The 20,673-nt window shown below is 70.4% G+C and carries 18 protein-coding genes; 11 read left to right on the top strand and 7 right to left on the bottom strand.

From position 1 onward, the window contains the following. The first annotated feature begins 70 nt into the window (after positions 1-70). Positions 71-1,015 carry a hypothetical protein gene (locus tag PUT80_RS38200; protein WP_275295033.1) on the top strand — a complete coding sequence of 315 codons (945 nt, stop codon included), beginning with the start codon at positions 71-73 and terminating at the stop codon, positions 1,013-1,015. A gap of 39 nt (positions 1,016-1,054) precedes the next feature. Here the strand turns inward: PUT80_RS38200 and PUT80_RS38195 are convergent, their stop codons facing one another. The 4 genes from PUT80_RS38195 to PUT80_RS38180 all read right to left on the bottom strand — a co-directional run bounded on the left by PUT80_RS38195 (position 1,055) and on the right by PUT80_RS38180 (position 3,913). Continuing rightward, positions 1,055-2,206, bottom strand: a complete 1,152-nt coding sequence (locus tag PUT80_RS38195; RefSeq protein ID WP_343076913.1) for an alpha/beta hydrolase — start codon at positions 2,204-2,206, stop codon at positions 1,055-1,057. Between the two features lie 74 nt (positions 2,207-2,280). Then, on the bottom strand, positions 2,281-2,526 hold the full coding sequence (locus PUT80_RS38190) for a hypothetical protein (protein WP_134666785.1): 246 nt from the start codon (positions 2,524-2,526) through the stop codon (positions 2,281-2,283). Continuing rightward, entirely contained in the window at positions 2,523-3,143 is a 621-nt protein-coding gene (locus PUT80_RS38185; RefSeq protein WP_037812693.1) for a VOC family protein, read from the bottom strand. The genes PUT80_RS38190 and PUT80_RS38185 overlap by 4 nt, the downstream gene beginning before the upstream one ends. Before the next feature lie 23 nt (positions 3,144-3,166). Further along, positions 3,167-3,913 (bottom strand): maleate cis-trans isomerase, encoded by a 747-nt coding sequence (locus tag PUT80_RS38180; protein WP_275295031.1) that lies wholly within the window; start codon positions 3,911-3,913, stop codon positions 3,167-3,169. A gap of 195 nt (positions 3,914-4,108) precedes the next feature. On the opposite strand from PUT80_RS38180, the gene PUT80_RS38175 reads away from it, so the two are divergent. From PUT80_RS38175 to PUT80_RS38155, 5 genes are read left to right on the top strand one after another with little or no spacing between them, the layout of a single operon-like run. Beyond that, positions 4,109-6,217, top strand: coding sequence for a hydantoinase/oxoprolinase family protein (locus PUT80_RS38175; RefSeq protein WP_037812688.1), 2,109 nt, complete (start codon positions 4,109-4,111; stop codon positions 6,215-6,217). An 18-nt stretch (positions 6,218-6,235) separates the two neighbouring features. Beyond that, positions 6,236-8,557: a hydantoinase B/oxoprolinase family protein gene (locus PUT80_RS38170; RefSeq protein WP_275295030.1), complete on the top strand. Its 2,322-nt coding sequence runs from the start codon at positions 6,236-6,238 to the stop codon at positions 8,555-8,557. Positions 8,558-8,567: 10 nt separating this feature from the next. Further along, complete coding sequence (locus PUT80_RS38165) at positions 8,568-10,247, top strand: AMP-binding protein (RefSeq protein WP_275295029.1); 1,680 nt, start codon at positions 8,568-8,570, stop codon at positions 10,245-10,247. Further along, entirely contained in the window at positions 10,244-11,776 is a 1,533-nt protein-coding gene (locus tag PUT80_RS38160; protein ID WP_134666775.1) for an FAD-dependent monooxygenase, read from the top strand. Before PUT80_RS38165 ends, PUT80_RS38160 begins: the two co-directional genes overlap by 4 nt. Before the next feature lie 19 nt (positions 11,777-11,795). Next, positions 11,796-12,524: a TetR family transcriptional regulator gene (locus PUT80_RS38155; RefSeq protein ID WP_043834150.1), complete on the top strand. Its 729-nt coding sequence runs from the start codon at positions 11,796-11,798 to the stop codon at positions 12,522-12,524. Between the two features lie 24 nt (positions 12,525-12,548). On the opposite strand, the gene PUT80_RS38150 is transcribed toward PUT80_RS38155, so the two are convergent. The 3 genes from PUT80_RS38150 to PUT80_RS38140 are packed head-to-tail and all read right to left on the bottom strand — an operon-like array spanning position 12,549 to position 15,796. Further along, entirely contained in the window at positions 12,549-13,544 is a 996-nt protein-coding gene (locus tag PUT80_RS38150; RefSeq protein WP_134730655.1) for a transketolase C-terminal domain-containing protein, read from the bottom strand. Next, positions 13,541-14,425: a transketolase gene (locus PUT80_RS38145; protein WP_308196535.1), complete on the bottom strand. Its 885-nt coding sequence runs from the start codon at positions 14,423-14,425 to the stop codon at positions 13,541-13,543. The genes PUT80_RS38150 and PUT80_RS38145 overlap by 4 nt, the downstream gene beginning before the upstream one ends. A gap of 27 nt (positions 14,426-14,452) precedes the next feature. Continuing rightward, positions 14,453-15,796: an MFS transporter gene (locus PUT80_RS38140; protein ID WP_037812672.1), complete on the bottom strand. Its 1,344-nt coding sequence runs from the start codon at positions 15,794-15,796 to the stop codon at positions 14,453-14,455. A 187-nt stretch (positions 15,797-15,983) separates the two neighbouring features. Between PUT80_RS38140 and PUT80_RS38135 the strand changes: the two genes are divergently transcribed. The 5 genes from PUT80_RS38135 to PUT80_RS38115 are packed head-to-tail and all read left to right on the top strand — an operon-like array spanning position 15,984 to position 20,495. Next, positions 15,984-16,805: a sugar phosphate isomerase/epimerase gene (locus PUT80_RS38135; protein WP_275295028.1), complete on the top strand. Its 822-nt coding sequence runs from the start codon at positions 15,984-15,986 to the stop codon at positions 16,803-16,805. 30 nt (positions 16,806-16,835) lie between these two features. Further along, positions 16,836-17,609, top strand: coding sequence for an SDR family NAD(P)-dependent oxidoreductase (locus PUT80_RS38130; protein ID WP_037812669.1), 774 nt, complete (start codon positions 16,836-16,838; stop codon positions 17,607-17,609). Positions 17,610-17,636: 27 nt separating this feature from the next. Further along, positions 17,637-19,319 (top strand): dihydroxyacetone kinase family protein, encoded by a 1,683-nt coding sequence (locus PUT80_RS38125; protein ID WP_037812667.1) that lies wholly within the window; start codon positions 17,637-17,639, stop codon positions 19,317-19,319. Beyond that, on the top strand, positions 19,316-19,780 hold the full coding sequence (locus PUT80_RS38120) for a ribose-5-phosphate isomerase (RefSeq protein WP_037812664.1): 465 nt from the start codon (positions 19,316-19,318) through the stop codon (positions 19,778-19,780). Before PUT80_RS38125 ends, PUT80_RS38120 begins: the two co-directional genes overlap by 4 nt. Positions 19,781-19,805: 25 nt before the next feature. Beyond that, positions 19,806-20,495 carry a GntR family transcriptional regulator gene (locus tag PUT80_RS38115; protein WP_199817629.1) on the top strand — a complete coding sequence of 230 codons (690 nt, stop codon included), beginning with the start codon at positions 19,806-19,808 and terminating at the stop codon, positions 20,493-20,495. Positions 20,496-20,673: the final 178 nt, after the last annotated feature.

The following is a 20,673-nucleotide window of genomic DNA, read 5'->3' as shown; positions in this document are numbered from 1 at the left end:
CGCCGCTATATATCGTCCTAGGATATATGTGGAGCATGGTGCCAAGCCCGTACACAGCGGAAGCACGAGCATGACCGGCACCGAGACGAAGTACCGCGCCCTGGTCCGCGTCCTCCCGGCCTGGTACCGCGCCGACCGAGGCGAGGAGATGGTCGGAGCCCTGCTCGACCTGCATGACGAGCAGGATCGCAAGGCGCTGTGGAGCGAACTGTGGGCGGTGCTGGCGCTGGGCGTCCGCACCCGGTTGGCAGCCCGGGCCGCACCCGCCCGAACAGTCGCCCTCGGTGATCTCGTCCGGCAGGTCGCGCTCCTCGGCCTGCTCTGGGACGTGCTCAAATCGGCCTGCAACGTCAGCAACACGCTCTGGACGCTCCTCACCCTCTCGGGCCCCTACCCGAGCACCTTCCGCGCCGCGCTGACGTCCGGCCTGATCACCGGGCTCATCCCGCTGGCCGCCGCGCTGATCCCGCTCGTCCTGCTGGTCGACGGCTGGCGCCGCCTGGCGCGGGTCGCTGCCGTGACGATCCTGACCGCCGGCGCGATCTGGTTCCTGGTCAAACATCCCAGCCCGGAAGCGGCCGCGTACTTCGCTCCGCAGTGGCTCCCGCTGGTGCTGTTGCTGCCAGCCTTCCACGCCGACGCCCCGCTGCCCCCGACGCGACCGTGGTGGTGGGCCATCGGCGGAAGCCTGCTCCTCGCTCCCGTCCTCGCGCTCAGGTTCGGGCTCCCGGGCGGCCTCGACCGGCTCATCGGGTTGTCCCCGCTCGTCTGGCTGTGCGCGATCGCCGGAGCCGGATACCTGCTGCTCCGGCTCCGCTCCGAACCACGCCCGGCATGGACGTTCGCGCTGGCCCTGTGCATCGCGCTGGCGCTGGTCCAGAACTTGGTGCTGAAGAACGGCATCATTCCGTTCGACGAGATAGTGCTTGCGCAGGTTTGCTCAGCCGGGGTGATCGTGGTGGCATTGACCGTCGTCGGGATTCGCGATTACCGCCGGGCTGTGGTGAAGCGCTGAGGTCGGCGGAGTCCCTGCGACACCGCGGTGAGCGCACCTTCACCCCGGAAACCGAGCCGAAAGCCACTCGCCGATCTCCGCCGCCGCCAGACTGGCCCCAGTAGGTTCGCCAGGCCGAAGCGGGCCGCCGAAATGGGTCCCCGGTACCTGACGATGCTCGACATCCTCAGCGCCCAACGCAGCGACCATCGCCTTCGCGTCGTCAGGGAAACAAGCCGCGTCTCCGGTCAGTTCCACGAACAGCGACGGGGTCCGCACGCCCGCCGCGCAGCGCAGGAACGAGGCATTGCTCGTGTTCGCCGACCAAGTCGACAGCCACGCTTCCGGGGTCACCAGCCGCGCGAAGCCGACCAGGCCGTAGTCGGTCAGGTCGGGGCGGCGGCCGAACAGCGAGCCGTACGGGCGCTCGTTCGGGTCCAGGGACAGGTCGACGAAACGCAGGTCGGCATCGGTGCGGTAGACAGTCAGGACCCGGGGTGCCAGGGACGCTCGGCGGTCCGCGGGGTCCTGGGTGGTCTTGAACCGGGCGCGGGCTTCGGCGGCGACGGCGACGCGGGCGCGGGCTTCCGCGTCGATCCGGGCGATCCGGGCGGCCTGAGCTGTGCGGTAGCGCTCGATGAAGTCAGCGGAATAAGCCGAAGACGACGGGGGAGGGGCGAAACCGTTGGCGGCCGAGAACGGATCTAGCTCTGGGAGCACGGACAGCGGATCCGACTCGTCGGCGACTGACGGGTCGATCAGCCGTTGCAGCAGCGCGCCTTGGCCGGGGTGCGGGGCGAGGAACACGGCGCCGTCCGGGGTGGGCAGGTCTGCGGACCCCAGGTCGACCGGTCGGCCGGACGGGGCGGCGGTGAGTCGTCGTTCTGGCGGCAGTCCTGCTTGCTGGTGGTAGAACGCGAACAGGGTGCCGCCGCCGGAGTGGCCTAGCGTGACCCGGGCGGAGAAGCCCTTATCCCGCAGGAAAATCTGACCGGCGGCGACGTCCAGCAGGGCCTGTTCGTGGATCAGGTTCAGGTCGTTGTTCGGCGAGCGCGTGCCTTGCGTCCACACCGCGAAACCCCGTGCCACCAGCTCCGGGACGAGGACGTGGTGGGTCGTGTCCATCCGCGGATGCATGATCGACACGACGGTGTCGGCACCGGGCAGTGCGCGCAGCACGCCGGAGACTTTCGCACCGTCTAATGTGGTCATTTCGTGGGCGGAAGTGACGGTGCCAGAAGGGATTTCGGCGGTCTCAATGTACCGTCCAGCGCCGAGTCGCGCGGTCATCGTGCTTCCAGCCGCAGCGCGTCCTTGTCCCACTGGGTGATTTTCGCGTCCAGCAGGCCCGCGATGCTGCTGTACCACACGGCATGCCGACAGCCGGTGGCGCGGCGATCGATCACAATCGGACCAGGTGCGCTGAGTTTGAAATACGCGCCGACCCGGTCGACAGTGACGGTGTCGGCTTGGGCCGCGACCGCCACGATCGGCTGGTTTTCGGGAACATCCAACAAGAACACGGCAGTCATCGCGCGGGCACCTCCGCCGCCGAAGACCGCTCGACGATGAGTTCCGCCTTGCGGACCAGCAGGGCGTCCATCGACGGCGCCGGACCGGACACGACGTCGAGGAGGGCGTCGATGGTGAGGTTCGCGTCGAGGTCTTCCTGCGGCGTCACCGGACGCAGCGCCCGGGTGATCTCGACCATGTAGCCGTTGGGATCGTGGGTGTAGATCGACTCGATGGTCTCGTGCTGGATCTGCATTTCGACCGGCCACTCGCTCGCGTCGAGCCGGCGGCGGTACTCCAGGAGGTGCTCTTCGCTGTCCACGTGGATCGCGAGGTGGCGCGAGCGGATGAAGAAGAGCGGCACGTCTTCGGCGAACTTCGCGTACACGTCGCCCTGCGGGCCGCCGTCGAACTGGTCCAGCCCGAAGTAGTAGAAGAACGCGAGCCGGTCGTTGTTGCCGATGTCGAAGAAGAAGTGGATGAAATCCGGGTGCTGCTCCGGGCCCCAGCCCGCGGCGCAGATCGAGTGCACCACGGGGAAACCGAGGGTGTCCCGGTAGAAGCGGACCGTCCCGGCCGGGTCGAACGTGGGGAAGGCGACGTGGTCGACGCCCTTCACCAGGTGTGTTTCGGACATGCTGGTTCTCCTTTCCGGCGGTATCAGACAGTGGCGCGGGCGCGCAGGAGACTGCCCGCGCCGTCGATCGAGACGTCGAGGCCGAGGCTGCGCAAAATGCTGTACGCGCCGGCGGTCGCGGCGGAGAGCACGGGAATCCCGAACTCCTGCTCGGCGGGTTCGATCAGGCTGAGCGAGGGCATCTGCACGCAGCAGCTGAGCACCAGAGCGTCCACATCGGACAGATCAAGCGACCGAGCGGCCGCCATCACCCGTTCGCCGGGGATGCAGCCGACCTCGTTGTTGTCGGACACTTCCAGCGCCCGCCAGCCGGCGATCTCGAACCCCTCGGCCTCGAGATAGTCCACGACCTGCTGGGCGAGCGGCTTCAGATACGGCGTCACCAAGGCGACCCGCCGGGCGCCGAGTGCGCGCAGACCTTCGGTCAGCGCACCTGCGCTGGACCGGACGAGGGCCTCGGATCCGCCGGTGGCGAGCTGCTCGGCGACGGCGGACTCGACCCGCCGGTGCTCGCCCGGGCCGCCGACCATGATGGCCACCAGGCACGCGTACAGGATCACCTCCGGCGAAGCGTCCGCGATCTCCAGGACGCATCGCTCGCGCTGGGCGTTCATCGCCGCGAGGCCCGCCGGCGAGACGGAGTGCATGCGCATCCGCGTCGAGTGGAACGAGAACTCCGCGGAGGGGTGCCTCGCGAGGAGGGCCGGCATCTCGGTTTCGACGGTGACGTTGCTGCTCGGTACGACGAGCCCGATCCGGTGGGTGCTCATGCGGGTCCCTTCACTTCCTTGCGTCTACGACGAGTATTCGACGCTCATGTAAAACAGTCAAGTCGTCCGCGCAGGCAGGGGGCGATGCGCACATCCCCTTGACTTCTTCTGCGCAAGCGTCGAATAATCGTCATGGTAGTCGAACCAGTGATCTGGGTCACCTAGAATCGTTCAGCTCAAGGGAGAGCGGAGCTCATGGCATACGTAATCGGAGTGGACGTCGGCGGCACGTTCACGGACGCCGTCCTCGACGACGGCGAGGGCCTGGTGCTCGCGGGCAAGACCGCCTCGACCCCGCCGGACTACTCGGACGGCGTGATGGACGTGCTCGGCGTGCTCGCGGAGCAGCTGGGCGTTCCGGTGGCGGAGATGCTGTCCCGCACCCACCACATCGCGCACGGCACCACCTCGTCGCTCAACGCGCTGGTGATGAACCAGGTCCCGGACATCGGCTTCCTGACGACCAAGGGCCACCGCGACTCGATCTACATCATGAACGTCGAGGGCCGCTACCTCGGGCGCGCGCCGGAGGAGCTGCAGAACCCGATCGGGCAGAGCAAATCGCACGGGCTGGTCCGCAAGCGCCACGCGCTGGAGGTCACCGAGCGCGTCGACCGCGACGGCCGGGTCGTCGTCCCGCTGAACGAGGACGAGGTCCGCGCCGCCGTGCGCGCCCTCGTCGCCGACGGCATCTCCGCGATCGCGGTGTCCCTGCTGTGGTCGTTCCGCAATCCCGCGCACGAACAGCGGATCCGGGAGATCGCGCACGAGATCGACCCCGGCCTGTTCGTCGCGATCTCCAGCGAGGTCTCCCCGCGCATCCGCGAGTTCGCGCGCAACGCGACCACCATCATGAGCACCCAGGTCGGCCCGGGCCTGCGCGACTACCTCGGCGAGCTGGAAAGCAAGCTGCGCAAGGAAAAGCTCGCCGGACCGCTGCTGGTGATGCAGAGCAACGGCGGGGCGGTCGCCGCGTCCGAGGCTCCGGGCAACGCGATCTCCACCGTCGGCTCGGTGCTCACCGGCGGCGTGGTCGGCGCGGTGTCGCTCGGCGAGCAGCTGGGCCACCGCAACATCATCGCCACCGATGCGGGCGGGACCACCTTCCTGGCCGGGCTCGTCGTCGACGGCGAACCGGTGCGGTCGTCGACCACGATCATCAACCACCATCCGATCAACGTGCCCACCCTCGAGGTGCACGCCATCGGCTCCGGCGGCGGCGCGATCGCGTGGATCGACGCGGGCGGCAATCTCCAGATCGGCCCGCACAGCGCGCAAGCGGTCCCCGGCCCGGCCTGCTACGGCAACGGCGGCACCGAGCCCACCAACACCGACGCGAACCTGGTGCTGGGCATCATCCCCGAACGCGGCCTGCTGGGCGGGCGGCGCGCGCTCGACGTCGGACTGGCGCGCGACGCGATCCGCACCCGCATCGCCGAACCGCTCGGGCTGAGCGTCGAAGAAGCCGCCGCGGCGATCTACGAGGTGCAGAACGCGCAGACCGGCGACCTGCTGCGGAAGACGGTGGTCGAGGCCGGACACGACCCGCGCGACTTCATCGTCTACGCCTTCGGCGGTTCCGGCCCCGCGCACTGCGGCCGGTACGCGCAGGAGATCGGCGCCACGGACGTCGTGGTGCCGCTCGGCCAAGTCGCTTCCGCGTTCTCCGCGTACGGGCTCGCCTCGTCGGACATCGTGCTGGCCAAGGAACTTTCCGACCCGGCGGCGCTTCCGCTCGACCCGGTCCGCGTGCAGCGCAACTTCGAGGAGCTCGAGTCCGAGGTCCGCGAGATGCTCGAACGCCAGGGCATGCAGTTCTCGGCCGTCGAAATCGAGCGCGAGATCGACATGCGCTACACGATGCAGCTGGCCGAGGTGGCGACCCCGATCCCCAGCGGCGACCTGGCCGCCGAGGACGTGGCGAAGGCGGCGGATCTCTTCGAAGCCCGCTACGCCACGCTTTTCGGGCAGGACAGCGGATTCCGCGAGGCCGGCATCCAGGCCATCACCTACCGCGTCCGCGGCACCGGCGTCCTGCCGTTCTCGCCGACCCTGCCCGAACTCGAAAAGGCGGATTCCGCGGACGCGTCCCCGGCGCTCACCGGCACCCGGAAGGTGTGCCTCGGCGCGAGCCAGGGCTACGCCGACACCGCCATCTACGACTACACCAAGCTCCGCGCGGGCCACGTGCTGCGCGGTCCCGCGGTGATCGAGGTGCCCACCACCACCGTCGTGGTCCCGCACGGCACGACCGGGACCGTCGACCGGCTCGGCAACCTGCACATCGCTCTCGACCAGGCCTGAGCCCCAAGGAGAACTGGCATGACCGCACCGATCCCCGGCTCGGAAATCTTCTCCAGCCGCCCGCTCGACCCCGACGCGCTCAGCCGGGCCGTCGGCGGGACCGTCCCGCTGCACACCGTCACCCAGGACCAGATCGACGCCGTCGACCCGCTCACCTACGAGGTGATCCGGCACCGGCTGTGGTCGGTCACCGACGAGATGGGGGAGGCGCTCAAGCGCATGTCCGGTTCCCCGATCGTCACCGACGCCAACGACTTCGACTTCGCCGTCAGCGACGAGGTGGGCCAAGAGGTCCAGGTGGGCCTTTACAACACGATGCTGGTCGGGGCCGTCGACCTCGCGATCTACTGGACGCTGGAGCACCGCTCCGCCAACCCCGGCATCGCCGACGGCGACATGTTCCTGTGCAACGACCCCTGGGTCGGCGGCGGGCTGCACCAGAGCGACGTCATCGTGTACCAGCCGATTTTCCACGACGGCAAGCTGTTCGCGTGGACCAGCGCGATCTGCCACGAACCCGATCTCGGCGGTTCCGGCCTCGGCTCGTTCGACCCGGGGGCCAAGGACGTCTTCTCCGAATCGGTGCCGACGCCGCCGATCAAGGTGGTCCGCGACCGCGTCCTGCAGCGCGACGTCGCCGACGCCTGGACCCGCCGCTCGCGCGTCCCGATGCTCGTCGGCCTCGACCTGCGCGCCAAGATCGGGGCCAACACCGTCGGCCGCGACCGGCTCCTCGCGGTGATCGAGCAGTACGGCGCGGACACCGTCAAGGCCGTGATGAAGCGGATGATGAACGACTCCGAGGCGCGTTTGCGCACCAAGCTGCGCGGGCTGCCGGACGGCACCTGGAAGGCCACCGGCTACCAGGACCAGGCGTCGACCGGCGACCGCCGGCTGCACAAGATCACCGTCGCGATGACCAAATCGGACGACCGCCTGGTCTTCGATTTCACCGGCACCGACCCGCAGGCCGGCGTCATCAACTGCACGTACGCCGGGATGCGCGGCGGAGTGATGCTCGCCGTGCTGCCGGTGCTGGCCGGGGACATCCCGTGGGCCGCGGGCGGGCTGATGCGCTGCTTCGAACTGATCTCCGAAGAGGGCACCATCAACAACGCCACCTTCCCCGCCGCGGTCAGCCGGGGTCCGATCGGACCTGCCTGGCTCACCGGGAACCTGATCGCCGAATGCCTCGCGCAGATGCTCGACCGCGACGTCGACCTCGGCAAGAGCGTCCAGGCGTCGTGCTGCGGGACGTGGGACACGGCGATCGTGGCCGGGCTGGACGAGCGCGGCGAGCAGCCGGCGCCGTTCCTGAACATCCTGATGGAGCCGATGGCGGGCGGCTACGGCGCGCGTCCGGTGGCCGACGGCATGGACACCGGCGGCCTGTTCTGCATTCCGATGGGCCGGATCCCGGACACCGAAATGACCGAATTCCTCTACCCGTTGCTGACGCTCTGGCGCCGGGAAGAACCCGACTCGGGCGGACCCGGGCGGATGCGCGGCGGGGTGAGCGCGTCGCTCGCCGTGACCCCGTACGGCAGCAGCTTGCCGATGGGGCTGGTGTTCGCGTCCGCGGGCAAGGCGGTCGCGCAGAACGGCGGCCTCGCGGGCGGTCTTCCCGGCAACACCGGTCTCGAGATCCTGGCGCGCGATTCCGGGGTCCAGGAACTGCTTTCGTCGGGCCAGCTGCCGGGCAACCTCGAAGAACTCAATGGCACCAAGGAAATCGGCGCTTGCTACGCGGAGAGCTACCTGGCTCCCGGCGAGGTGCTGTACATGCACTGGCAGGGCGGCGGAGGCTACGGCGATCCGCTGCGCCGCGATGCCGACGCGGTCGCCTGGGATGTGGCCAACGGCAAGGTGACCGCTGAAGGCGCCCGCACCAACTACGGCGTCGTGATCGCGAACGGCGAACTCGACGAGTCCGCCACCGCCGAGTTGCGCGTGAGCATGCTGGACGAGCGGCGCGACCGTTCCGAGACGCCGCTTTCCCAAGAGGCGACAGTGGATCTGCGCAACGCGCGCCGGATCGACGACAACCTGGCCGAGGTCACCATCGGCGAGGCCCGCGTGATCGCCTGTGCGCACTGCGGCCGGCTGCTGGGCGACACCAAATCCGGGAAGCTGGCGCTGGCCCGCTACGAGGGGCCGTCGAGCGCGGCGGGACCGCAGGTGGTTTCGGCTCCGTCGGAGTACGTGGACGCCGAGGTCGTGTTCCGCCAGCAGTGCTGCCCGGGCTGCTGGTCCGCGGTCTACTCCGGCGTCGTTCCGGCCGACCACCCCGACCACGTCGGCGAACTGACCGCGCTGCTGACCGCCGCGCCGATCGACTGAGGAGCATTCAGTGACCGCATTCGACTGGGACGGACGAGTGGTCCGGTACCCCGCCGATCGCGCCCGCCGCTACCGGGAGAGCGGCGAATGGAGCGACCTGCCGATCAGCGCGCGGCTGCACGAATCCGCGCTGCGGCAAGGCGATCGCCCCGCGCTCATTACCGCCGAAGGTGCCCTCACGTACCGCGGACTCGACGAGCGCACCGACCGGATCGCCGCCGGGCTGCGCAGCCTGGGCCTGCGCCGGCTCGACCCGGTGCTGTTCCAGTCGACCAACCGGACGGCGATCGTGCTCGCCTGGTACGGCTGTCTCAAGGCGGGCCTGGTGCCGGTGGCGACGCTGGCGCAGCACCGGATGCACGAGATCGGCCACATCAGCCGCAAGGTCGGCGCGGCGGCGCATCTGGTCGAGGCCGGGCTCGGGTTCGACCTGGTCGCGTTCGCCCGCCAGGTCGCCGAGGGACATCCGACGCTGCGCACCGTCCTCACCGTCGGCGCGGCAGAAGGAACGCACCGGATCGAGGACCTCGGCGCCGGGATCGATCCGGCGCGAGCACGGGCGTTCGTCGAAAGCGTCGAGGCGGAAACCGATCCGCAGGACGTCGCGGTGTTCCAATTGTCCGGCGGGACAACGGGAGTGCCGAAGGTGATCCCGCGGATCCACGCCGAGTACTGGAACAACGCGCTCCTGTACGCCCAGGCGCTGGGATGGGACGCCGACACCCGGCTCGCGCACCTCATCCCGGTCATCCACAACGCCGGCATCTCCTGCGCGCTGCACGCCGCCCACTCGGTCGGCGCGACGCTGATCCTGGCCAATCCCGACCACGTCGCCGCGTTCGCGCTGATGGCGGAGCACGGCGTGACCGACGTCCTCATCGGGCACGGCCACTACCAGGCGCTCCGATCAGCCGAGTTCGACGCGGTTCTCCCCACGGTCCGGCGCACGGTGCTGTCCGGGGCGAAGGTCCCGCCGGACGTGTTCCGGCGCGTGGACGACGGCGAAACGCGGTGGGCGGGGCAGATGTTCGGGATGTCCGAGGGGATGTTCCTGGCGAGCCGGTCCGGCGATCCGGAAGCCCTGCGCACGACGACCGTCGGCACGCCGATCGCGCCGTCGGACGAGGTCCGGATCCTCGAACCGGGCACCGAGACCGAAGTGCCGGACGGCGCGGTCGGCGAGTTGTGCTGCCGCGGTCCGTACACGATCCCGGGCTACTTCGACGCGCCCGAGCACAACGCGATCGCGTTCACCTCGGACGGCTTCTACCGCACCGGCGACCTCGCCGCGGTCCACGTCGTCGACGGCCGCCGGCATGTGTCGATCGAGGGCCGGATCAAGGACCTGATCAACCGCGGCGGCGAGAAGGTCAACGCCGAGGAGGTCGAGGTGCTGCTGATGAAGCACCCGGACGTCGCGATCGCGTCGGTGGTCGCGATGCCCGACGCGCGGCTGGGGGAGAAGGCCTGCGCGTTCCTGGTGTCCGCGACCGGGCAGACCCTGACGATGCCCGAGGTGCAGCGGCATCTGGACGGGCTCGGCGTGGCCAAGTTCAAGTGGCCCGAACGCCTGGTCTGGGTGCCGGAACTGCCGAAGACCAACGTCGGGAAGATCGACAAGAAGCGTCTCCGGGCCGAAGCGGCGGCACCGCTCCCGGCCGGACCGACCCCGCGAGGAGCCGGAGCATGAAGCTCGACACCATCGCCGTCCTCGGCGGCGGGCCGGGCGGCCTGTACGCCGCCCGGCTGCTCAAACGCAGTCATCCCGGCGCCGAGGTGACGGTTTACGAACAAGGCGTGCCGGACAAGACCTTCGGATTCGGCGTCGGGCTGGCATCGCGGACGCAGCGGAATTTGCGGCTCGCCGACGAGGAATCGCTCGACAGCATCGTCGCCGCCTCGCACGGGCACGAGATGTCGATGCGCGTCGGCGACTCGGAGGTGCGTCTCGCGCACGGCGAACTGCTCGCCATCGGACGCGCGACCTTGTTGTCCGTACTGCAAAAGCACGCCGAAGCCGCCGGAGTGGAGCTGCGCTTCGGCGAGCGCCGGGCGGTGTCGGAGCTCGATGCCGACCTGATCGTCGCCGCCGACGGGATTTCGAGCGCGACCCGGACCGACCTGGCCGAGGAGTTCGGTCCGGAGATCGCCGAGGGCGAGGGCCTGTATCTGTGGTGCGGCACCGACTTCGCGCTGCCGCGGGCGATCTTCACCCCGGTCACTACCGAGCACGGCACCTTCGTCGCGCACGCCTATCCGTACGCCGCCGACCGCAGCACCTTCCTGATCGAAACCGACGAGCAGACGTGGCGGCGGGCGGGATTCGACGTTTCGACCCGCGAGACGCCCAACGGAGACAGCGACCAGCGCTCGCTCGGCTACCTCCAGGAGGCGTTTTCCGAGACCCTGCAAGGAAACCGGCTGATCGGCAATCGCACCAAATGGCTCCGGTTCCGCACGATCCGGTGCCGCCGCTGGCACACGCGCAACGTGGTCCTGCTCGGAGACGCCGCGCACACCGCCCATTACTCGATCGGTTCCGGGACGAAACTCGCCATGGAGGACGCGATCGCGCTCGACCGGGCCGTGCTCGTCGCCGACGGCCTCGACGACGCGCTCGCCGCATACGAGGCGGAGCGGCGGCCCGCCGTCGAACACCTGCAGTCCATCGCCGAACGCTCGATGGCGTGGTGGGACTCGTTCCCGGAGCGCCTGTCGATGCCGGTGGAGCAGCTGATGGTCGCGTACATGACGCGGGCCGGGAAGGTGCCCGTCGACCGGTTCGCGGAGTCCGCGCCGCAGGTCGCCGTCCCCGGTCTCGCCGCGTTCGGCGGGGTCGGGACCGACGAGGTCCCGTGCCCGGCCTCGGTCACGGAGTGGATCCTCGACCGGCCACTGACCGCGGGCGGGCGGAGGTTCCCCGGCCGCACCGCTCCGGAGGCGCTGCGGACCGCGGCCGGGACGCTGCCGGTCGAGATCTCGGTCCGGCCGTGGAGCCCCGAGGCGGCCGAACTGATCGCGGGCCTGCCACCCGCGAGCGCGTACTGGCTGACCGGCCCCGGCGACCGGGAGGCGACCCTCGACCGGCTGGACCTCGGCGAGCGCATCCGCCGCGCGACCGGCGCGCTCCTGGTCGCGGACGTGCCCGCCGGGTTCCGGGCCGTCGCCGCGGGCGCGCTCGCCAGCGAGCGTGTCGATCTCGTGGCCTTCACCGGGTGATGGACTAGCCTTGGCCGCTATGACTTCCCCTGCCGCCGACCCGCCGCCCAAACGCCGGGGCCGCCCCAGCGTGCGGCGCGAACTGGTCGAACGGGAGATCAAGGAGAACGCCGCCCGGCTGTTCGCCGAGCGCGGGGTCGCCGGGACGACGCTGCAGGACATCGCCGACGCGACCGGCCTGACCCGCCAGGCGGTCTACCACTACGTGGCGAGCAAGGACGACCTGTTCGCCCAGCTGGTCAGCGAGATCGCCGACCAGCCCGCCCAGCTGCTCCGCGAGATCAACGCGCTGGCGGACCTGAGCCCGTCGGCGAAGCTGCGGCGCATGGCACAGACGCTGGCGCTGCACCAGATGGCGGACCCGGACCGGTTCCGGCTGATGATCCGGTCGGAATCCGATCTGCCCGAGCACCTCGCGAAGTCCTACCGGGCGAGCCGAAGGCGCGTGCTGAAGGAACTCGTCGAGGTGATCGACGGCGGCATCGCCGACGGAAGCTTCCGCAACGTCAACCCGCGCACCGCGGCGCTCGGCGTCATCGGCATGCTCAACTGGATCGCCTGGTGGCACCAGGAAGGCGGCGACGACCAGGAAACCGCCGACCAGCTCGCGGAGATGGCCGTGCGCACCGTCCGGAGCGACGACCGCGCACCGGAATCCCCGACGGTGGAAGGGATTCTCGCCAACGTCCGGCTCGAGCTGGATCTGGTCGAGCGGCTGGCCCGCCCGGACGAATCCGGGCGGGCGTAAGACGTCCGGCGCGCGCCAGTTCGGTCAGGCCCGCGCGGACAGCTCCTCCCGGACCCGGTCGGTCACGGCGTTCGTCGAAATGCCGTAGCGGTCGTGCAACGTCGGGAGCGCGCCGGCGGCCAGGAATTCGTCCGGCAGGGCGATCGGCACGACCTTCTTGCCGATGCCGCGCCGGGCGAGGGCGGCGGCGACGGTTTCGAACAGGCCGCCGATCACGCTGTGGTTTTCGAGGGTGAACACCGGACGGTCGCCCGCGATCTGGGCGAGCACGGTCTCCTCGTCGAACGGCTTGAGCGTCGCGCAATGCACGACCGCCACGTCGATTCCCCGCTTCGCCAGCTGCTCGGCGGCGAGGAGGCCACGCATGGTCATCAGGCCGGAGGAGACGAAAACGGCGTCGTCGCCGGGCCGGACCAGTTTCGCTTTGCCGAGTTCGAAGGAGTAGTCGTAGTCGTCGAGGATCCGGGGGACCGCGCCGCGCAGCAGCCGGGTGTAGCTCGGGCCGGGTGCCGCGGCGAGCTGGGGCACGGCCTGCTCGATGTCCACCGCGTCGCACGGGTCCACAATGGTCAGTCCGGGCATCCCGCGCAGGATCGCGACGTCCTCGGTCGCCTGGTGGCTCGGGCCGTAGCCGGTGGTGAGGCCGGGCAACGCCGCGACGATGTTGACGTTGAGCCCCGGTTCGGCCATGTCGAGGCACAGGAAGTCGTAGGCGCGCCGGGTGGCGAACACCGAATAGGTGGCGGCGAACGGGATCTGGCCGACCTCGGCCATGCCCGCGGCGGCGGCCATCATCACCTGCTCGGCCATGCCCATCTGGAAGAACCGGTCCGGGAACGCGCGGGCGAACACGTGCATGTCGGTGTATTTCGCCAGATCCGCGGCGAGCCCGACGATCCGCTGGTCCGCCTCGGCCGCCTTGACGAGCGCGTCGCCGAACGGGGCCCGCGTCGTGCGCACCCCGGGGTCGGCGATCGAGGCGATCATCGCGGCCGAGCGCTGCGGCTGGGCGACGGTCATCGGCGGGTCCTCTTCTCGTGTCCGGCGGTCAGCTGCTCTTTGCACACAGGCCATTCCTCGGCGGCGATCTTCATGAAGTGGAGCTTTTCCCGGCCTTCGAGCAACGGGACGCCCTTGCCGACCACGGTGTCGCAGATGACCAGGTGCGGCTGTCCGACGGCCGACGCGTTGCCGGTCGCCTCGTCCACCGCGCGCAGCAACGCCTCGGGATCGTTGCCGTCGACGCGTTGCACGTGCCAGCCGAAGGCGCGCCAGCGGTCTTCTTGGCGGTCGAGGGCGAGGACGTCACGGGTCGGTCCGTCCGCTTGCAGCCCGTTCATGTCGACGAACGCGACGAGGTTGCCGAGCTGCCAGCTCGCCGCGCTCATCGCGGCCTCCCACGTCGACCCTTCGTTGAGTTCGCCGTCGCTGAACAGCGTGAAGACCCGTTGCCCGGTCCGGCCTTGCGCGCGCAGCCCGAGGCACATCCCGACGGCGAGCCCCAGCCCGTGGCCGAGCGAACCGCCGGAGATCTCGGCGCCGGGCGTGTAGGTGGCCATCGCCGACATCGGCAGCCGCGAGCCGTCCGCGGCGTAGGTCGCCAGTTCTTCGCGGGGGAGCACCCCGGCCTCGGCGAGTGCGGAGTAGAGCAGCAGGGCGTAGTGGCCGACGGACAGGAGGAACCGGTCGCGGTCCGGCCACTCCGGATCCGCCGGGTCGAAGCGCAGGACGTCGCGGTAGAGCACGGCGAGAAGGTCGGCCGCGCCGAGCGCCTGCCCGACGTAGCCCTCGCCCTGCGCTTCGCCCTCGTCGAGGACGCCCATCCGGATGCGGTACGCCGATTCCGCGCAGGCGTCCAGCCGTCGCCGGAACGAAGTCGGCGTCATCAGGTCGAGACTCACAGCGATTTTCCTTTCGGCGACAGGGATTCAGGCGGCGGGCTGGGCGGCCGGCGCGGAGCTCGCGACCGCCGCGCGGGCCGCCTCGCGCTCCGCGCGGCCCCAGGTTTCCCGGGTCACCAGCGCCGAGACGAGGCCGAGCAGCGAGAACGCGAGGAACAGCAGCGCCGGGCCGAGCCAGCCCATGCCGAGGAACAGCAGCGTCGTGACGAACGGGGTGAGACCGGAGATCATCGCCGAGATCTGATAGGCCAGCGCGGCGCCCGAGGAGCGGGTGCCCGCCTGGAACAGCTCCGGGAACCACGCGCCCTGCGATCCGGCGAGCGCGTTCTGGCAGACGCCGTAGGAGACGACGACGGTGCACACGATCGCGATCAGCGTGCCGGTGTTGACGAGCAGGAACATCGGGATCGCCCACAGCGCGGCGAACAGCGTCACCCAGACGTACACCGAGCGGCGGCCGACCCGGTCGGTGAGCGCGCCCCAGCCGACGGTCGCGGCGATGCCGATCGCCGAGGCGATGCACAGCGCCAGGATCGTTTCCCCGCTGCTGGCGAGCTTTTCCGACTTCAGGTACGAGATCAGGTAGGTGATCGACACCGCGTAGCCCGCCGTCTCGGCGATCCGCAGGCCGATGCCGCGCACCACGTTGCGCCAGTCGTCGCGCAGCACCGCCGCGATCGGGGCCTTCACCAGGTCGCCGCTGTCGCGCACGTCCTGGAACACCGGCGATTCCGGCACCTTCGCCCGCAGCACCAGCCCGACGATCACCAGCACCAGGCTGGCCAGGAACGGTACCCGCCACGCCCAGTCGCCGGGCAGGTTCACCGACACGAGGAACACCAGGTTCGCCAGCAGCAGCCCGATCGGGAACCCGGACTGCACGATCCCGGTGAACCTGCCCTTGCGCAGCCACGGCGCGTGCTCGTAGGTCATCAGGATCGCGCCGCTCCACTCGGCGCCGTAGGCGAGGCCCTGCACGATCCGGACGGTCACCAGCAGGACCGGCGCGAGCACGCCCGCCGTCTCGTAGGTCGGCAGCAGGCCGATGGCGAAGGTCGCCAGCCCCATGATGATGAGCGACGCGACCAGCACCGGCTTGCGCCCGATCCGGTCGCCGAGGTGCCCGCCGACGATCCCGCCGAGCGGCCGTGCGATGAATCCGACGCCGAGGGTCGCGAACGCCGACAGCGTGCCGGCGATCGGCGACGCGCCGGGGAAGAAGGCGTGGCCGAGGTAGAGCGCCGCGGCGGTGCCGAACCCGATGAAGTCGTAGCTCTCGATCACGGCCCCGGCGGTGGAGCCCCAGGCCACCCGGCGGGCGTCCGCGGTGCCGTGCACCGGGCCCCGCATGGTGAGCGCTTCGCTGCGCATGTCGATCGCCTCTCTCTTCCAGCGGCCGTCTCGACAGTAATCGAGCTGCCTGGCTGTCAACAATGGAGCGTATCGTGCGCTCTGCTGGCTGCTCTGTCAACAGTGAATACCGGAGATAATCCCTTGTGAGAGCTGATCATTCGACGTGGACTTGTCTGTTGACACTTCTCTGTTAACATTGCCGACCATGGAACGCCTCCCCTCGCCGGGCTGCTCGACGATCAGCTTCCGGCACCTGCCTCTGCCCGCCGCGCTGGCGGTTGTCGCGGACTGCGGCTTCGCCGAGATCGACCTCGGCGCGCTGCCCGGGGTCTGCGACCACGTGCCGTACGACCTCACCGACGCGGCGGTGCGCATCGTCGCCGGGCAGGTGCGTGCGTCCGGGCTGGCGGTGCGCTCGGTCAACGGCGACGTCGGCGACCTGAACCGCCCGCTCGCCCCGGCGGAGGCGGCGGACCGGGCGGCCCACCTGCGGCGGCTGCTCGACCTGGCCGCCGCGTGCGGGGCGCGGGCGCTCGTGCTGCCGTGCGGCGCGTTGTCGCACGAGCCGGTGACGAGCCTGGAAGCGGATCTGGACCTCGTCGCCGACCAGCTGGGCAGGGCGGCGGCGCTGGCCGCGAGCCGGGGCCTCGAGCTGTGGTGCGAAGCGCCGCATCTGTACCGGCTCTGCCACACGGTCGACCTCGCCGGTCAGCTGGCCGACCGGCTCGACCCGGCGGTCGGGCTGGTCCTCGACACCAGCCACATCGTCGCGTCCGGCGGCGACCCGGCCGCGTTCGCGCACCGGTTCGCCGGACGGATCGCGCACGTCCACCTCCGCGACGCGACGCCGGGCCAGATCAACCTGAGCATCGGCAACGGCGACGTGGACTTCGCCGCGACCTTCGCCGCGCTGCGCGCCACGGGCTACCGCGGCCACAGCTCTCTCGAACTCGAAACGCGGGACGTCACCGACGAGGAACGTCCGGCCGCCGCGGTCAAAGCCGCCGCCTATCTCGCCGCCCTCTGATTCCCTTCTGACGCCAAGGAGACAACGGACATGACCGGAACCCGTCGCACCGCCGTGATCACCGGAGCCGGCGCGCCCCGCGGGATCGGCCGCGCCACCGCCGCCCGCTTCGCCAGGGACGGCTGGGCGGTCGTCGTGCTCGACCTCGACGAGCCCGCCGCCAAGGAAGTGGCCGGCGAACTCGCCGCGACCGGTGCGACCGCTTTCTCGCACGGCGTCGACGTCGCCGACGAAGCGTCCGTGCTCGCCGCGTACGCGGCCGTGCGGGCCGACGTCGACGCGGGCCGCCTGCCCGGCGTCGGCGCGGTCGTCAACATCGCGGGCATCACCTCGCCGGTGCCGTTCCTGGAGACGACGCTCGACCTGTGGAACAAGGTGCTGGCGGTCAACGCGACCGGCACCTACCTGGTCACGAAAGCGTTCCTGCCCGACCTGATCGAGGCGGGCTGGGGACGGATCGTGAACATGTCCTCGGTGTCGGCGCAGCAGGGCGGCGGCGTGTTCGGCCGGACCCCGTACAGCACGGCGAAAGCCGCGATCCTCGGCTTCACCAAGGCGCTGGCGCGGGAACTGGGCGACGCCGGGGTGACGGTGAACGCGGTCGCGCCCGGCGCGGTCGAGACCGACATCCGCGCCGAATCGACCACCGCCGAACTGGAAGCCGCGATCACCCGCAGCGTCCCGCTCGGCCGGCAGGCCACCGCGGACGACGTCGCCGGGGTGATCGCCTGGCTCGCCACCGACGACGCGGGCTACCTGCAGGGCACCACGATCGACGTCAACGGCGGCTCGTTCCTCCACTGACCCTCCCTTGAGGACGGAGCACACGCGATGACCTACCTCTACGACGATCCGGCGGCGTTCGCCGAGGACGCGCTCGCCGGGTTCTGCGATCTGCACGCAGGCGCGGTGCGGCGGGTGCCCGGCGGCGCGGTGCGCGCGGACCGGCCCGCCCGGCCGAAAGTCGCGGTGCTGCCGGGCGGCGGATCCGGGCACTACCCGGCGTTCTACGGCGTGATCGGGCCGGGTTTCGCCGACGGCGCGGTGAGCGGCAACCTCTTCACCTCGCCGTCCGCGCAGGACGCCTGTTCGGTGGCGGCAGCCGCGGATTCCGGCGCCGGAGTGGTGTTCAGCTACGGCAACTACGCGGGCGACGTGCTCAACTTCGGTCTCGCCGCGGAATCGCTGCGGGCACGCGGGATCCGCGCGGAACACGTCGTGGTCACCGACGACATCGCCAGCGCCCCGCCGCAACAAGCGGAGCAGCGGCGCGGCATCGCCGGCGACTTCGTGGTCTTCAAAATCCTTGGCGCGGCCGCCGAAGAAGGCCTGGATCTCGACGCGGTCGTGCGCGCCGGGCGCAAGGCCAACGCGGCGACCCGCACGATCGGCACCGCGTTCTCCGGCTGCACGTTCCCCGGCTCGGACACCCCGCTGTTCACCGTCCCGGACGGGCAGATGGGGCTGGGCCTCGGCATTCACGGCGAACCCGGGCTGCGCGACCTCCCGCTCCCGTCCGCCGCCGTCCTGGCCGAGGACTTCGTCGGCCGGATCCTCGCCGAAAAGCCCGGCGGTGCGGGCGATCGCGTCGCGGTGGTGCTCAACGGCCTCGGTTCGGTCAAGCACGAGGAACTGTTCGTGCTGTGGACCCGGATCGCCGCGCTGCTGCGGGAATCCGGCCACACGCCGGTGCTCCCGGAGGTCGGCGAACTGGTCACCAGCCTCGACATGGCGGGCGTTTCACTCACCGTGACCTGGCTGGACGAGGAACTGGAACGCTGGTGGCGCGCGCCCGCCGCCACGCCCGCCTTCCGTCGCGGCGAAACCCGGCACGAACCGGCCGCCGCTCCGGCAGCCGAGGTCGTGGCCGAACCCGCTGCGCCGCGTTACGCCGCTGCCTCGCCTGAGTCGCGAAAGCTCGCCGAAGCGGTGCTGGACGGCCTGCGCGCGGTCCGAAAAGCCTTGCACGGAGCCGAAACCGAGCTGGGTGCCATCGATGCCGTCGCAGGGGACGGCGACCACGGACGCGGCATGGTCCGCGGCATCGACGCTGCTCTCGCGGGCGCCGAGTCCGCCTGGCACGACGGGGCGGGCGCGGGCGATTGCCTCGCGGCCGCCGGGGACGAGTGGGCCGCTCGGGCCGGTGGCACGTCCGGTGTCCTGTGGGGCGCCGGGTTGCGCGCGGCAGGAGAGGCCATCGGTGCGGAATCGGGGGTCGTCGACGTCCGGGTCGTGGTCGACGCGTTCGCCGACCGGGTCGTGCGACTCGGCGGCGCCGAACCGGGCGACAAGACGATGGTCGACGCGCTCGAACCGTTCCGTACCGCGCTGGTGGTGGGGAAGCCGTGGGCGGAAGCGGCCGCGGTCGCGGAAGCCGCGGCGCGGGACACCGCCGCGCTGACCCCGAAGAAAGGCCGGGCGCGCCCGCTGGCCGAACGCAGTGTCGGCACCCCGGACGCCGGTGCCGTTTCCCTCGCACTGATCGTGCGCACTCTCGCGGAAGGAATCCGATGACCTACCGGATCGCGGTCGGCTGCGACGACGCCGGCCTGGACTACAAGGAACAACTCGCCCGCGACCTGCGCGCGGATCCGCGGGTGTCAGAGGTGCTCGACCTCGGCGTGCACCGCGGCGCCGAGGACGAACACCGGCCGTACCCGGAGATCGGGCTCGCCGCGGGGGAGGCGATCCGGGCGGGCACGGTCGACCGCGCGGTGCTGGTGTGCGGGACCGGGATCGGCATGGCGCTCTCGGCGAACAAGGTGCCCGGGATCCGCGCGGCCACCGCGCACGATTCGTTCTCCGCGGAACGCTCGGTGCTGTCCAACAACTGCCAGGTGCTTGCCCTGGGCCAGCGCGTGATCGGTCTCGAACTCGCCCGCCGGCTCGTGCGCGAATGGCTCGGGTACGCCTTCGACGACCGGTCGCCGAGCGCGGCGAAGGTACAGTTGCTCGACGACTACGAACGGTGCTGACGCCGAGTCAGAGAGGAGGCGTGCGGTGAGCCGTCCGGCTTCGGCCAGCCAACCCGGCCGCAACCTGCGCCAGATGGCGGTCGACACGCTGCGCGAGGCGATCACCACCGGCCAGTTCCCGCCCGGCAGCCACCTCGGCGAGGTCCAGGTGTCCGAGCAGCTCGGGATCAGCCGGGGCACCCTGCGCGAGGCACTGCGCGAGCTGCAGCAGGAAGGCCTGGTCTCGTACGGCGAGCGGGGTCGCGTCACCGTGCGCTCGATCAACGAGAAGGACATCATCAACACCTTCACCGTGCGCGCCGCGCTGGAGGCGCTCGCGGGGGAGACGCTGGCCTCGAGTTACTACCGGGAGGAGCACTGCGCCAAGCTGCGGAAAGCGGTCGATGCGATGGCTCGTGCGGAGCGGGTGTCGCTGGAGGCGCAGATCGAGGCTGATCTGGCGTTCCATGAGCTGCTTGTGGAGCTTACGGACAATGACGCGCTGGTGCGGTCCTGGAAGCTGCTCGAGGGGGCGATTCGGATGTGCATCATGTATCGGGGGCTTGAGCGGGCGCTGTCGAATATGAGCGCTGGGCGGCATTTGGAGATCGTCACTGCTATTGAGTCCGGGGATCCGGTCAAGACGCAGCAGGTGATTTCAGATCATATGGCGGCTACTGGGCAGGCGTTGTTGTTCGGGACTGTGCGGACTCGGCCTCGTATTGATCTTGGGTAGTCGGCTGTTCGTGGCGGCTCGTCGCCTGGCGGCGACATTGCGCACGTGGTTGCGTGGGGCACCCCGAAGCTTGATTGTGCTGACGGTCTGGGGTGGCTTGTCAAGGCGGGAAAGATGCCTTGACAAGCCACCCCAGACCGCAGGAGAGCTTCGTATCGGGGTGCGGGGGAGGGGCTGG

The sequence above is a fragment of the Amycolatopsis sp. La24 genome (assembly GCF_029087445.1).
In the GTDB taxonomy this organism is placed as follows: Bacteria; Actinomycetota; Actinomycetes; order Mycobacteriales; family Pseudonocardiaceae; genus Amycolatopsis; species Amycolatopsis nivea.
Note: the sequence above shows the minus strand (reverse complement) of the source record. Positions and strands in the feature narration are given on the sequence as shown.